This window comes from Cytobacillus oceanisediminis 2691 (assembly GCF_007678455.1).
In the GTDB taxonomy this organism is placed as follows: Bacteria; Bacillota; Bacilli; order Bacillales; family Cytobacillaceae; genus Mesobacillus; species Mesobacillus oceanisediminis_A.
This window is the reverse complement of sequence record NZ_VEEP01000006.1, coordinates 14185-27609: the sequence shown is the minus strand read 5'-3', so window position 1 is coordinate 27609 and position 13425 is coordinate 14185. Positions and strand designations below refer to the sequence as shown.

General features: G+C 42.8%; 18 protein-coding genes and 1 other RNA gene. 13 read left to right on the top strand and 6 right to left on the bottom strand.

The annotated features are described in order from the left end of the window. Positions 1 to 48: 48 nt before the first annotated feature. Positions 49 to 516 (top strand): SsrA-binding protein SmpB, encoded by a 468-nt coding sequence (gene smpB / locus FS736_RS12840; RefSeq protein WP_079506883.1) that lies wholly within the window; start codon positions 49 to 51, stop codon positions 514 to 516. 157 nt (positions 517 to 673) lie between these two features. Further along, positions 674 to 1009, top strand: a transfer-messenger RNA (tmRNA) gene (gene ssrA / locus FS736_RS12835). Between the two features lie 419 nt (positions 1010 to 1428). On the opposite strand, the gene FS736_RS12830 is transcribed toward ssrA, so the two are convergent. Continuing rightward, the gene (locus FS736_RS12830) at positions 1429 to 1836 is read right to left on the bottom strand and encodes an LAGLIDADG family homing endonuclease (RefSeq protein ID WP_144477864.1); all 408 of its coding nucleotides are present in this window, start codon (positions 1834 to 1836) and stop codon (positions 1429 to 1431) included. A gap of 266 nt (positions 1837 to 2102) precedes the next feature. Here FS736_RS12830 and FS736_RS12825 point away from each other — a divergent pair, with 266 nt between their 5' ends. The 8 genes from FS736_RS12825 to hpaB all read left to right on the top strand — a co-directional run bounded on the left by FS736_RS12825 (position 2103) and on the right by hpaB (position 9010). Continuing rightward, positions 2103 to 3014, top strand: coding sequence for a YIEGIA family protein (locus FS736_RS12825; RefSeq protein ID WP_144477862.1), 912 nt, complete (start codon positions 2103 to 2105; stop codon positions 3012 to 3014). A 3-nt stretch (positions 3015 to 3017) separates the two neighbouring features. Beyond that, complete coding sequence (locus FS736_RS12820; protein ID WP_144477860.1) at positions 3018 to 3224, top strand: capping complex subunit for YIEGIA; 207 nt, start codon at positions 3018 to 3020, stop codon at positions 3222 to 3224. A gap of 428 nt (positions 3225 to 3652) precedes the next feature. Continuing rightward, positions 3653 to 3820 carry a hypothetical protein gene (locus FS736_RS24335; protein WP_186326776.1) on the top strand — a complete coding sequence of 56 codons (168 nt, stop codon included), beginning with the start codon at positions 3653 to 3655 and terminating at the stop codon, positions 3818 to 3820. A gap of 295 nt (positions 3821 to 4115) precedes the next feature. Then, entirely contained in the window at positions 4116 to 5021 is a 906-nt protein-coding gene (locus FS736_RS12815; protein WP_144477859.1) for a hypothetical protein, read from the top strand. Between the two features lie 38 nt (positions 5022 to 5059). Then, positions 5060 to 6193 (top strand): glycoside hydrolase family 25 domain-containing protein, encoded by a 1134-nt coding sequence (locus tag FS736_RS12810; RefSeq protein WP_144477857.1) that lies wholly within the window; start codon positions 5060 to 5062, stop codon positions 6191 to 6193. Positions 6194 to 6411: 218 nt separating this feature from the next. Continuing rightward, positions 6412 to 6852 carry a GNAT family N-acetyltransferase gene (locus FS736_RS12805; protein WP_144477855.1) on the top strand — a complete coding sequence of 147 codons (441 nt, stop codon included), beginning with the start codon at positions 6412 to 6414 and terminating at the stop codon, positions 6850 to 6852. 135 nt (positions 6853 to 6987) lie between these two features. Further along, positions 6988 to 7401 (top strand): hypothetical protein, encoded by a 414-nt coding sequence (locus FS736_RS12800; protein ID WP_144477853.1) that lies wholly within the window; start codon positions 6988 to 6990, stop codon positions 7399 to 7401. A 172-nt stretch (positions 7402 to 7573) separates the two neighbouring features. Further along, positions 7574 to 9010: a 4-hydroxyphenylacetate 3-monooxygenase, oxygenase component gene (gene hpaB / locus FS736_RS12795; protein ID WP_144477851.1), complete on the top strand. Its 1437-nt coding sequence runs from the start codon at positions 7574 to 7576 to the stop codon at positions 9008 to 9010. A gap of 325 nt (positions 9011 to 9335) precedes the next feature. Here the strand turns inward: hpaB and FS736_RS12790 are convergent, their stop codons facing one another. After that, the gene (locus tag FS736_RS12790) at positions 9336 to 10070 is read right to left on the bottom strand and encodes a YwaF family protein (protein ID WP_144477849.1); all 735 of its coding nucleotides are present in this window, start codon (positions 10068 to 10070) and stop codon (positions 9336 to 9338) included. Positions 10071 to 10190: 120 nt separating this feature from the next. Here FS736_RS12790 and FS736_RS12785 point away from each other — a divergent pair, with 120 nt between their 5' ends. Together FS736_RS12785 and FS736_RS12780 are read left to right on the top strand one after the other, a co-directional pair. Then, positions 10191 to 10622: a DUF2935 domain-containing protein gene (locus tag FS736_RS12785; RefSeq protein WP_144477847.1), complete on the top strand. Its 432-nt coding sequence runs from the start codon at positions 10191 to 10193 to the stop codon at positions 10620 to 10622. 151 nt (positions 10623 to 10773) lie between these two features. Then, a complete protein-coding gene (locus FS736_RS12780; protein WP_144477845.1) occupies positions 10774 to 11337 on the top strand; it encodes an FAD-dependent oxidoreductase in 564 nt (187 codons plus the stop codon). A gap of 58 nt (positions 11338 to 11395) precedes the next feature. Here FS736_RS12780 and FS736_RS12775 read toward each other — a convergent pair whose 3' ends face one another. From FS736_RS12775 to FS736_RS12760, 4 genes are all read right to left on the bottom strand, one after another. Then, positions 11396 to 11584 carry a DUF2188 domain-containing protein gene (locus FS736_RS12775; protein WP_313959722.1) on the bottom strand — a complete coding sequence of 63 codons (189 nt, stop codon included), beginning with the start codon at positions 11582 to 11584 and terminating at the stop codon, positions 11396 to 11398. A gap of 191 nt (positions 11585 to 11775) precedes the next feature. Beyond that, positions 11776 to 12216: an Hsp20/alpha crystallin family protein gene (locus FS736_RS12770; RefSeq protein WP_144477843.1), complete on the bottom strand. Its 441-nt coding sequence runs from the start codon at positions 12214 to 12216 to the stop codon at positions 11776 to 11778. Between the two features lie 24 nt (positions 12217 to 12240). Beyond that, positions 12241 to 12483 carry a spore germination protein gene (locus tag FS736_RS12765; protein ID WP_144477841.1) on the bottom strand — a complete coding sequence of 81 codons (243 nt, stop codon included), beginning with the start codon at positions 12481 to 12483 and terminating at the stop codon, positions 12241 to 12243. A 94-nt stretch (positions 12484 to 12577) separates the two neighbouring features. Next, on the bottom strand, positions 12578 to 12847 hold the full coding sequence (locus FS736_RS12760; RefSeq protein ID WP_144477839.1) for a spore germination protein: 270 nt from the start codon (positions 12845 to 12847) through the stop codon (positions 12578 to 12580). A 227-nt stretch (positions 12848 to 13074) separates the two neighbouring features. Between FS736_RS12760 and FS736_RS12755 the strand changes: the two genes are divergently transcribed. Continuing rightward, entirely contained in the window at positions 13075 to 13371 is a 297-nt protein-coding gene (locus FS736_RS12755) for a spore coat protein (RefSeq protein ID WP_395883517.1), read from the top strand. Positions 13372 to 13425: the final 54 nt, after the last annotated feature.

Here is a 13425-nt window from a genome sequence, read left to right as displayed (position 1 = left end):
GAAGGCTTTATTTGCTAAAATGAGAGAACATAGAAGGGGGAAGTTTTTATGCCAAAAGGTGAGGGAAAAGTCGTCGCGCAAAATAAAAAAGCGAACCATGACTATTTCATCGAAGAAACGTATGAGGCCGGAGTCGTCCTCCAGGGAACAGAGATCAAATCAATCCGCAACGGACGTGTCCAGCTGAAGGATTCATACGCAAAAGTCCATAATGGTGAGCTATTCTTATACAATCTGCACATCAGCCCATATGAACAGGGAAACCGTTATAACCATGATCCGCTTCGCACAAGGAAGCTTCTGCTCCACAAACGCCAGATCAACCAGCTGATTGGGGAAACAAAGGAAGCAGGCTATGCGCTTGTGCCATTGAAGATTTATCTGAAGAATGGTTTCGCGAAGGTTTTAATCGGTCTTGGTAAGGGTAAAAAGAACTACGACAAGCGTGAAACACTGAAGAAGAAGGAAGCAGGCCGCGACATTGAGCGTGCATTCCGTGAGCGCCAGAAAATGTAAGCTTGTCAGCTGAGGAAGAGTGTACCAGTTGAAAAAAGTCCTCAGTGTGTTATAATAATAACTGTCACCAGCGAGTGACAACATAACTTTTGCTCGGCTTAACCGAGTTCTCCTAACGTCTGTATCACAGATACAGCAACCTTTTATATGGGGACGTTACGGATTCGACAGGGGTAGTTTGAGCTTAAGTGGCGAGTCGAGGGGATCGGCCTCGTAAAAACGTCAACGCCTATAACTGGCAAACAAAACAACAACTTCGCTTTCGCAGCTTAATACTGCATAGCGGTTCGCCCCTCCATCGCCCATGTGGTAGGGTAGCGGACTCACTCTAAGTGGGCTACGCCGGATTCCACCGCCTGAGGATGAAGGAAGAGAACAACCAGGCTAGCTGGCCGGCCGCCTGTCGGTAGGCAAAAGGACCAGCGAATCGCCAATATGCCGACTACACTCGTAGAAGCTTAAGTGCCAATATCTTTGGACGTGGGTTCGATTAGTAATTAGTCGCCTTGCGTGGCAACATGCAAGTGAAAATCCGGCTTTATCGGTGAAACCTAAGTCGTGAATAGCGATAAGGCAATGCCGAGTGGTATGTGGAGCAATCCAACAGCCATGTATCGACTTATAGGCTGCCATCCTGGCAGTACTAGGATGCGTGATCGATCCGGGAATCCGGATAAAACTACATCTCGCATAAGACGCCGGAGGACCTGTTAGATGCAGGTTCAAGATATAGTCAGTGCCATGACGAAAGCATGGAATAGCACGTCCCACCGTCTCCACCAATACATATGTTGGTGGATTTTTATTTTGACTGTAAAACATCAGCTTTCCGGCTGATGTTTTTTATTTGGGAGTTAATAATGAATCATTAATAGTAAACTAAGCGAATTACTAACAATCATAAATTATTGCTTAAATAGTAAAGAAAGAATCCTCGAATGCCTTTTTAGCTACTAACATTTCCGGTTTATACTTTCCGTTTCGGGGTGTAACCGACTCATAATGCTCCAATATCCATTGAGCCCGGAGCCGTTTCCGTTCAATTCTTAAAAAGGGGTGGGTGTGTCTTAAAGTGGACAATACGTCAATTTTATTCTTTATGCTCAATGTATAAGAGTTCTTATGGGTATCAGGTTTATAATTTTTCTTATTACTAATAACTCCTCCAATTATAGAATGGATATACACCAAAAGTTCTTTATCTGTCGATGGAATGGTGATCATCGGCCGCCGATGTTCTTGCTGGTGCATTCTTGTTAATGTTATGCTGCCTTCTCCATCTATAATGCCAGCAATATAGCTGGCTTCCCAAATCTCCATTTCCTTCCTCTTTTTAAGGAACGTATGTTCTTGTGTTGATTATAAACTTTAATTGCCCATATCGAAAGTTTTTGATTTGCATTTCATTTATAGAATAGGATTTAGTTTCTTACCTATGACGTTAAAGAAGCTCGGGTTTTCCATATATCCTTTCCTTCCTCTTATGCTATAGATCTGTGTTTGATTTATCTCTCTCAACCTGGACTTGCTTATGTATTTTTCTAAAACTAAATGGGAATGACTGCTGATAAATGAAGGAGGTAGCCATGAAAGAAGGTATGATATCATCAGAGCATATCGTTATGATTATTACGGCTATTTGCGTTGGAACATTGGCTCGGGTTCTGGCAATTAAAGAAGACTTCAGACAATACCCCAGCTATCCGAATGGCTATATGATCCATCTTGTTACTGGGTTTGTTGCTGCTGCCCTTGGTGCAGTTGCCATTCCGGCGTTAATGACCAAAAACTTTGTCGCAGTTACATTCCTGACACTTGCCATCCAACAGTTCCGGGATGTAAGGAAGTCTGAAAGGGAAAGTTTGAAAGATGTAGAAAACACCGAGTATGCTTATCGTGGAGATGCGTATATCGACGGAATAGCAAAGACATTCGAAGCAAGAAATTATTTTTCTCTGATTGTTTCTTTTTTGACGGCTCTCACTATTCAAATTGTGGACAGTGAGTCGAAATTGGTCAATATCATTTCGGGTACAATTGTCGGTGCAATAGGATTTTACATATTAAAAAGATTTTCAAAAGGAAAAACAATTGGTGATGTTGCTGAAGTAGAAGAAGGAAAGATTGAAGTGAAAGGATCGGAATTGTTTGTGGATGGTATATATGTGACAAATCAGCTTGGAACGGAAAATGCCGCTAAAATGTTTGAAAACGAAGGTATGGCTGTGGTCATTTATCCTCACGAGGAACATTTTCGGATCGCTTTGGACAACTATGGACAAAGGCAGGCTGCACTTTTTGAAGCAACAAGGGCCCTGGGGGTAAAGAGATATCATTTTACAAGGAAGGAATATGAAAAAGGAAGGATTGTTGTGACACTCGTTCCAATCATTAAAGACAAGGATAAGCTGATTGAAGCTGTCAAAAAGACTCCTTTGCTTGAAAGTACGAAAAAAAGCCATACAGTCATGAAAACAAACCTTGTCGGAAAGGAATAAACAATGGGAAGAGAATCTTCAGAGAGACCAGGCTATGAGATCCTGGCATTTGTCACTTTAAACAAGGAAAGAATACTGGGGGGCAGCCAGCTTACCCTGTTAGCTGAGAATGAAGAACAGCAGAAGTTGATGGTTCAGGACGTGGCCAAAGCAATGAAAGCTGATGTCGTTCAGATGAAAAGTGGAGATTATTTAGTGTTGAGAGTTTAATTTTAATTGACTCCTCCTAGGCATAAGGGCAGCCTTTCTGAGTTCAGAAGGGCTTCTTTTGTTTTTATGAGTACTGGACAAACTCGTAAGAAATCAATTCTAAAAAGTGGAAATTTGACAGAGATTCAATGAGAATATAAGATTTTTAATATATGAATTCATGAACATGTAATGGGTAATAGCCATTCCTAGTAAATTATATAGGTCGCTTGCAAACAGTACCAGACATATTAAACTGTTCCTGAAAGAAGATAAAGCTTTGCAAATTCCAATAAAAGCCAAAAGAGTATTTAATATTGCTTTGCCAGCGATTGGATTTTATAAAGTTTACTTCGTGCAGGAATGTTTATTTGGTACCGAAAAAATAGACAGGTAATAAAAGACCTGGCGTGAATAGTCGCTAAGAAAACAATTCGGGAGTGATATACATGCAATTTATATTAGGTTTTAACTTGATGGAGCTTATGCCAACAATTATTGTGTATTCTATTTTGTCCATTTTGGCTATTGGCGTTATCTATCTATTAAAGAAAAAGTCAGATAAAGAATTAAAAGAATTGGATGAAAAAATGAAATCCAACGATAAAATCAAATAATAATAAGGCTGTCTAATAATGGACAGCCTTAATTACCTGAAAAAGTTAACTTATTTTAAAGGGATCCTATGAGCCGATTTTCCAACTCGAAAATCGGCTTTTTTATTTTGCTAGACAAATAGTCGAAAAACGAACTCTTTGATTTAAGGTCATTAGACTTAGTCAATCATAGGGGTTAATTGGGTTAAAAGAACTCTTTTAGTTTAAAGGAAAAGCAACCGTCGAAAATCCAAAGTTTATGTCGAATCCTCTCCATGGAAGTGATGAATCCTTGCTTCTGAAAGGGGGTGAGATAGTGCGCATCCGGCATGTTATTCTGATGGGTGTTTTTTTAGGAGCGGCCTCTTTCTTTCCGGATAATGCATTTGCTGAGAAAAATGGTTCAGCCGGTCAGCCGGTGACTCAAAAATCTGAAGTACATACTCAAGTTACACGTAAAGCAGATTCTCCAGAGGCCACGAATAAAGAAATCCCCGTTAATCCTGACAGCGTAAATAAGAAGCCGGAACAGGCGGGTCAGAAACCTGTCCAGAAACCAGTTCAGAAGCCTGATTCCCGGCCAACCCAATCGATTAAATCTGTTCAAAAGTTACCGGACAAGACGGATAGGAGTAATGAAAAGATTATTCCTTCTATAAAAAATAAAATAAAGGCTGGGAAACCTACTGAATCTGCTGTAATGCGGAAAGGCCAGGCACCGGTTCAGGCAAAGCCAAAAGTTGTCACTGCTGAGTCTGCTAAGGCGTCAAAGGTTCAAGCTCCAAGTAAAAGGTTTTACGAGGCAGATGAATACAGCCACATTCAAGGCGGAACCGATGCCAGGCCAGAGATTTCTTCAAAAAATGAAAAGCCTTCCGTTTCAAAAAAGAAACGCAGTACTCTTCGTTTGGCGAAGGAACCTTTAATAGAGGGCAAACAAGAAACTCCTTCTGGAGATAAGAAGAATCCTAGATTCATTGAAATCATGAGTAATCCTCCACAACGAACGCAAACGCCTGGAGGGCAATCAAATGAGCAAATAAGCTCGGGGTCCGGCACAATGAGCTTCATTGCAGGTTTGCTTGAAGGGAATGATTACTTTGGTGGAAATCATGCCCGTATCCATAATTCCTGCCATGCTTATTACTTTCATCAATGGATTAATGCTCCACCTTCACCACCGCCGAAGGCAGCTCCTTTTTTCTTAATGTTTACTGCTTAATTAGCTAAAAAAACATAGTAAAAGGGAGCAAAATGAGAATGAAAAATATAAAGAAACTGGTAAAAACTTTCGTCGCAACAACAGTATTGTCATTTGGTATTATTTCTGGAGGCCATTTCACTGAAGCTGCTGCACCTAATCAAGCAAACAGTGCGCAGAATCTTCAGGGACGTGAAAAAGCAACCTCTGTGACTTCAGCAACTCCTAAAAAGGCCGAGCTTACTGTCCAGCCTAAAGAAGAAACAAAGCCGGAGGTAACTGCATCTAAAGCAGAAGCCAAACCAGAGGTAACTGCGCCAGAGGCAGAAGCAAAGCCTGAAGCTGATACCCAGCCTGAAACAGAAGAAAAGATTGTAGAGCCTTCACAGTCTAATAGCGCTGAAGCCCAGCTAAAGAAAGAAAATAAAATCAGCAAATCGCAGGCAGGTTTGCATGCAAGTGAAACGGCAAGATCGCATGCTGCCGCAAATTCAGCGATTTTCTCTAACAGCCCATCAGAAGAAAAGACCGAACCTGAAGTTCAAACGGAATATTATTATGGAACTGATTCAGCTACGTCTATACCTAATCCTGCTGGGAATGATTTTTATCTTGGGAAGTTGGGATATGGAAGCGTCGTTCAATTTGACGCAGGCACAGGCAGCGGGAAATTCTTCAGCAGTGCCAGAGCAGAGGATGCTGCATATATTTATGGTTACTGGTTTTTAACTGGTATGCAACAGGCACCTGCGGGTATTTCTGCAAGTGAATGGGGAGCGCAGCAGGCAAAATTGGCACTAGAAACCTATGAAGCTATGAAAAGCGTCTATGGTTCGAAAGTAAGACCTGTTATCTTTATTGATGTTGAACCAGCATCAACTGGTACGAAAGAATATGACTATGCGAACAATCAGGCGATCTATACCGCTTTTGTCAATTATCTGAATCAATATGGGGAAGGCGTTAAGCCTGGTACCTATTCCTCAAAATGGAGCTGGGAAGTTTCAATGGGGGAATTTTCGCCAAGCACTCCGGGAGCTTACTGGGTGGCCTATTACCCGGGTGACATTCCTGAAGATTTAACAATCAGCAATCCAGACTGGGGCAATTTCCCGGGAACAACCGAAAAGGCACAAATTTGGCAGTATTATGGCGGGGAAAATGACTATAATGTAGCCTGGAAACTTCCTTAAGACCTATAAATCTTTCAAAACCCTAAGCCTGACTTTTCCTTAAGGGGAAAGTTAGGCTTTTTTCTGTTTCTGCTTCGATAGCGGGCTTTTGTAAATTAAAAGACGTTTCAAACTCCCGCTATAGCTTGTCTTTTTATTTTCTGTACACCATGACAAACACTCGTTTCATGGTTTTGCTATATATTAAAACATAATATTTTTGAATCGAGGTATGTTGAATGGCAATCAGAAGAGCAACTCAGGAAGAGGCGAACCATCTTATTCAGCTGTCCGGGAAAGTGATGAAGGAAAGCTCGATGGGATATGCTGAAAATAGTGTGCAGAATGCGTATAATCTGTTTATGCCCGTAATTCAAAATGGAGGCTATTTTCTCATCGATATAGAACAACGCAAGCTGAGGGGATGGATTCTCCTGGTTACAGACTTGAATCCTGCGAAGAGCCAGGTCATGGGAAATTTGCTAAGTGTATACGTATTCCCAAAGTACAGAAAGTCCGGTGTCGCCCGGGAACTTACGGTAGCCGCGATTAATGAGTTTAAGGCGCTGGGAATCAGGACGATCCAGCTTAATGTGTTCAATGGAAACCCTTCAAGATTACTCTGTGAAAACTTAGGATTCAAGCCTATCTCGACGGTGATGGAATTGAATATCCAATAATCCATTCAGCATCTGGTCATAGGATTGATCTCCTACTGTTCCATCATTGCCGTTTAGAATCAAGGTTTGGCAGAACTGGGCCCAGACAAAATCGGCGGAACATGCATAAACATGGAGAAGAGGAGGTTTTTAAATATGCATCCATATGTAAATGGTTATCAACGAAATGATTATAGATTTGGCGCTGGTCTTGGCTGGTTGCCGTTTTTAGGCGGTTTAGCAGGTGGATTCCTTGGCGGGGCTTTGGCAGCTCCCCGTCCATTGCCGCCGCCACCTTTCGGTTATCCGGGAGCAGGCTTTCCTGGAGGAGGCTACTTCCCCCCTGGAGGATATCCTGGACCAGGATTCGGTGGCTACCCAGGTGGTTATGGCGGTTATCCAGGAGTGGGGGCAGCAGGCTATCCAGGTCCGGCTGGAACCGGCTACCCAATAGCACCAGGCGGCGTTGGATACCAAGCAGATGGCTATCCATTCTACGGAAATTCAAATTTAGATTCATTCGGCTCTGGCTATCCGGAAAATGCTAATAAAGCTCTCTCTAAATTCTAACTAGTGAAAAAGGGCCTCAAAGGAGGTCTTTTTTCATGGCCTTTTTCACATTGCTTGATACTTTGCGTATAACCTCATGAACTTCTTTAAAATAAACCATGCAATACTGCAGAAAAACTTGAATAGATATAGGCATGACGGTAAAAAGCAAGGAAAAGTCAGGAGTGGGGATATGCCTGCAATCAATGGAACACAGTTGAAAGAAAGAATCGGTAATTTGCAAAGCAATATTTGGTTTGATGGACAGAAAGTCACGGGAGACATCGTAGCACATCCTGCCTTTAAGGGAGTGATCAATAGTAAAGCCCGCTTGTATGATTTTCAGCTGGAAGAGGGAAATTTGCCGCTGATGACCTATAAATCGCCTACAACGGGAAACCGGGTTGGCCGGTCTTTTCATCCCCCCCTCAAAAAAGAAGACCTGGAACTCAGGAGGCTTGCTGCCGGGGAGTGGGCAAAGCTGACTGGCGGAATGATGGGGAGGACCCCTGATTACATGAATACAGCCTTAATGGCTCTTGGTGCTTCAGCACATGTCTTTGAAGGGAAAAATAAATTAGGCAGGAATGTGACGTGTCTTTATGAAAAGGCAAGAGAGAATGACCTTACCTTTTCCCATACGTATGTCACGCCGCAGGTGAATCGTTCGCTCGCGTATTTTGAAGAGAAGGAGCAGCCAATTTCTGCCCGAGTTGTCAAGGAGACAGCTGACGGGATTTTCATTAAGGGTGCCAGGTTATTGGCTACACAAGGAGGCATCACAGATGAACTGATGGTTTTGCCGGCCGGCGGGAAATTCATCGAAGAGGATTATGTATATGCCTTTTCGATTCCGAGCAGCACAGAAAACTTAAAGTTTGTCTGCAGGGAATCTTTTGTCTATAACGACTCCCACTTTGACCATCCACTGGGGTCACGATTTGAAGAAATGGATACGATTGTGATTTTCGATAACACCTTTGTGCCGTGGGAAAGAGTTTTTTTATATAAAGATATTAATGCAGCCATGAATCTGTTCAACGAAACCAATTTCAATACCTTCCTGGTTCATCAGACATTATCAAGGCAGCTTACGAAATCCAGGCTGTTCCTGGGAACTGCCCAATTAATTACGGAAACGATCGGGATTGGCGAATATCAGCATGTAAAAGAAAAAATCAGTGAAATTATATGTGGTGTGGAAATGATGAAAGGGCTGCTATTATCCTCAGAAATGCAGGCGAGGGAAAATAGTTCCGGCTTGATGGTACCGGATGCGAGCCCTCTTACTGTTGCAAGTCTTATGTTTCCAAAGTTTTATCCAAGATTCGTAGAAATCCTTCAGCTGCTGGGGGCCAGTGGAACCATCACCATTCCGACAAGCAATGATTTTAAATCGGATCTAAGAAGTGACCTGGACCTGTATTTGCAGGGAGCAGATACCGAAGCGAAGGAAAGAGTTCAATTGTTCAGATTGGCATGGGATATGTGCTCAAGCGCTTTTGCGGGAAGAGAAACCATCTACGAGCGATTCTTTTTCGGCGATCCGGCCCGGATTTCAGTCGGGTTGTACAATCAGTATGACAAGAAACCAGCGGTGGATTTGGTCAACGATTTATTGAAAAGTTGAATGATAGAAAATGTAAAGTCCGGAGATTATTCTCCGGGCTTTTTGCTGTTTTTGGCATGGATTGGCTTTTGTAAATAACATTTCTTTCATCTTGGCTCTGTTGAAGCCCAATGTTGTTTTTACACACCTGTTGATTGTAGTGGAGGGCGCGTAGACTCCTGCGGGCGCAGCTGGTCAGGTGAGACCCCGCAGGAGCAAAGCGACGAGGAGGCTCAGCGCCAGCCCCGCGGAAAGCGAAGCGCCTGGAACGAAAATCAACAGTCTTGTTTAACAGAGCCTTCATCTTAAAAAAATCTTGGTGCAGAATGCAATAATGTTCCCAAAGTCAATTATGCTGTTTTTCCTGATTCATGCGTCTGGCAACCCAGAACGGGAAATACAAAATCACGAAGGTGATCAGCGCAATTATCTCCAGGGAAAGGATATACCATGGCCATGGTCCAAGAAAATCAATGATCGATGGATTGACTGGCTTTTCGGAGATGTACATATAGTTGCCTTCAATCAGGAAGTTGACGACGAAAATTATGAGCGTATAGACGTTCAACCAGAGAAATGCTTTCCAAATGGACTTTCCAGTCGGCCGGTAACCTGCCACAAATATCATGAACAGATTGGCTACGACCGTTCCCCCGTGTGAAACGAAGAAATGGATATATCGGTAATGGGGAAAGGTGTATAGGCTGATGTCTGGTGTGATCATGGCCTGCAATGCACTGCCGACGCCGACAAAATAAGTGAATTCAAACAGTGCATATCTCTTGTTTAATAGCAATATGGCAGAGAGGATGAGGGAAATACTGCTTAAGTGAAGTGGCAATGAATACTGATAGTTCCAGTGTCCGCTCCACCAAAGCCATATTTGCAGGCTTACTTCGGAGGCTATAAGCACCACGAATAATCCGATACGGGCAGCACGGTTGATCCCGTGTTTCCGTAAAGGCTCCCGGAACAAGAAGAGCAGTATGATCATTATAAAGAAAGCAGTGAGTGTCAAAAGGTGGACGCTTGAAAACAACTGAAAAACAGTTTCCGTTCCCGGTTCAAAAAACCCCTTCATAATTGTGCCGCCCTTCGAAAAAAGATTTCCATATCCTTACTTTATCATATTATCAGATGACATATATATCAGTTGAAAAACATACATTTCATACGATTACAGTTTGAGGAGGGTGGGTTTATGCAATTTTACTATGGACAACAGATGCCCTTGAGGATCTTGGATGAAGCCGAGTTCTGGAAGCATCAGGAGGAGGAGCATACCGTCGTAATCCGCGAGCTGACACCTGATTTAGAACAGGAGTATGTGGATGCCCTGAAAGAATGGGAAAAGGTATTGGGGGAGACCCGCCATCAAGTTTTGAGATTCATAGAGACGGTGACGAGGACGGGCAATTACATACCTGCCCAGCTGCATCAGCATGTACTGAAACTAACCTCCTTCTATTTACAGCAAAGCCTCGAATTCATTCAATTGTGTGAACAAATCAAAACAGAAAGTGAAGCTGTTAAAAGGAATCCAACAGCAAAAGTGGTATTGGATCATATCATCCGTGAGTCAGAATATTTTGTGGGGATTGCCCAGGCACTTCTGTATCAGCAGACAACTTAATAGCATATCTAAAATCAGCCAGTGAATGGCTGATTTTTTATCTCTCATTGTTTATAAAATGCTGAGACCAACCTCCTAGTTTTAAAACTTTCGCTAATAGAAAGAAGTCTGTTATGATTATGTTGAAATAAAGAAAAGGAGGAATTTTCCTATGTATGATGTAGCAATTATCGGCGCGGGTCCTGCAGGCGGAAGCGCAGCGATTTTCGCAGCAAAGGCTGGCAAGAAAACAGTTGTGCTGGACAACAATAAAAGCGTAACGAAGCGTGCATGGATGGAGAACCACTATGGCGCACCTGAAATTGCAGGTCCTGACTTGGTAGAGACAGGCTTCAAGCAAGCCAAAAAATTCGGTGCTGAGTTTGTTGAAACGACTGTGACTTCTGTAAGCAAAACAGACAGCGGCGTTAAAGTCGTGACTGAAAACGGCGAGTATGAAGCAAAGCATGTCATTATCGCTTCTGGAATGATGACTGATGTAGCTGAAGCATCTGGCCTTGCAACAAAAGATGGCACAGAGCCAAGAATCAAGACGATTTTTGACGTCGATGCTGCCGGAAAAACAAATGTTGAAGGTGTTTGGGCTGCAGGCACTTGCGCAGGGGTCAGCATGCACACAATCATCACAGCTGGCGACGGCGCGAAGGTAGCCATCAACGTCATCAGCGAGCTGAATGGCGAGCGCTATGTAGACCATGATGTTCTGAAAGCATAAATAGTTGAAGCCTTGCAGGAATCTGCAAGGCTTTTATTCTGGTAAAGGTTCAGCAACTCTAGTTGCTATAATTAAACTGATCCTCGATCTTCCCGTCTTCATTGTGAATATATGCCATTGTGCCGGCCTCCTCAGCCATACGCTTGGCTTCATTCACAGCCTCTGATCTTGAACCAGTGGTAAGTTCAGGGTCATCTTGTCCCTCTTTTTTGACAGCCCACCCCTCTTTGTCATGGGGGCACGGCATGGAATCTTGCTTCATCTGTTCCGGCTCGGTCCTCGAAATATTCATCACGTTCCATATCATCATTCTTGTTTTGAGCCATCTTAATCCCTCCTTGGTTTTTTGTTTGCACCTGGAAAAGGTATTAAGACTTTACCCGCAAAAAACGATCAAAAACGCGCCTGGACAGTATGGATATTTTTGGTGAATCATCCTCAGAGGATCCTGTTATCTTCCTGTCTGTCTGCCGTTCCAGCAGTCTGCCGTGGGTAGGTCACCTGTAAAATCCCATCTTGGAAGGTAGATTGAATGAACCTTGTCTCGGTAGGTTCGGGAAGCGGGATCAGGCGCTCGAATTCACCATAAAATCTTTCCCTTTTCACCTCCATATCAGCAGGGAACAAGGTTCTTGAAATACCCTTCACCACCAGAGTATCTCCCTGTCTTAGAGCCACTGAGAGATCGCTCCTGCTTAAACCAGGAACCTCAAGGATCAGGCAGATGGCGGAATCATTTTTATAAATATCATATAGAGGGAAATCATCAGCATGAACCATTCTCTCCGGGATACCATGATTGAATAATCCACGCCAAAAGTCATCTTTTTGGTATTTATTCGTCAGCTCGAGCCACATTTTCACTTTCTCCATATCCATGTCATGGCCCTCCCAATGAAGGTTTTAAATTTGATTCGCAATCGGAGCAGAAGGGTTGGCAATCTGATCCTGATCGCTGACATCCGGATCAAAAATCCCGGTATTCTGTAAAGAAGATGATGGTGAGAAATCACCGAGAGAAAAATTGACGCCGAAGTTCTTGCTGTTTGCCGTGTGGCTATTATGGACTGTTGGTCCAACATCCAGGTTTCCGTTTTGAGTGATTCCATTGACTTTGATATTAAAAATATTAATTTGGTAAGGCATCGAAAACCTCCTTATCAGTACTAAATGCTGCACAAGCATGTTGCATTTTGAAATTCTTTTTTTACACGAACCCACCATTTTAGTAAAAAAGAGACTAAATGATGGGTTCATCAACCGGGGCCAGAGGGACGCCCTGATAGGTGGAGTCAGCTGTCGCAATCGCAGCTTGATCATTTAAATCCGGATCAATATAGACATTATCCATCAATGCTTCTGTTGGTGATGCATCACCAAATGAAGAATTCATTCCCTGGGACTTATCATTTGCTGTATGGCTGTTATGGATGGCTGAGCCAATGGTGATGGAGCCATTTCCCGAAACGCTGTTAACTTTGAAATAAAAGAGGTTAATCGTGACTGGCATAGCTTTTCATCCTTATTCCGTCTTTGAGGTACTATATGCAGTCTTTGGCCCAAATGTTCTTTGATATTACGGGAAGCTGCTCTTCTCGAATAATGGACAAATACCTATGAAATTCTTTTGGATATGGATAAATACCCAGGAAATTTCTGTGCTTCTGCATAATCTTTAGTAACCTTTTGGGAAAAGGGATATTTTAGCTATTCATGAAATAAAGAGGAGGTAATACAATGGATGCTTCTAATCAGTATTCAAGTGTAATCAGCCAGGTGCCATTCAATCAAAATGACCTAAGGTTTGGCCGATTTGGCTTTGGCAGGCCGTTTGGCTTCGGAAGGCCATTTTTTGGGAGGCCATTTTTCGGAAGACCGTTTTGGGGAGGACCATTTTTCGGGGGTCCATTTTTAGGAGGGTTAGCCACTGGATTGCTTGGTGCAGCACTGTTCAGTCCGTTCTATGGGTATGGATATGGATTTGGTTACCCATATTATGCGCCATACCCATACTATGCTCCATATTTTTGGTGACAGAGATAAACAATATTATGTGATAGCACAAGCCTTCCGAAAATAAGATGTAAT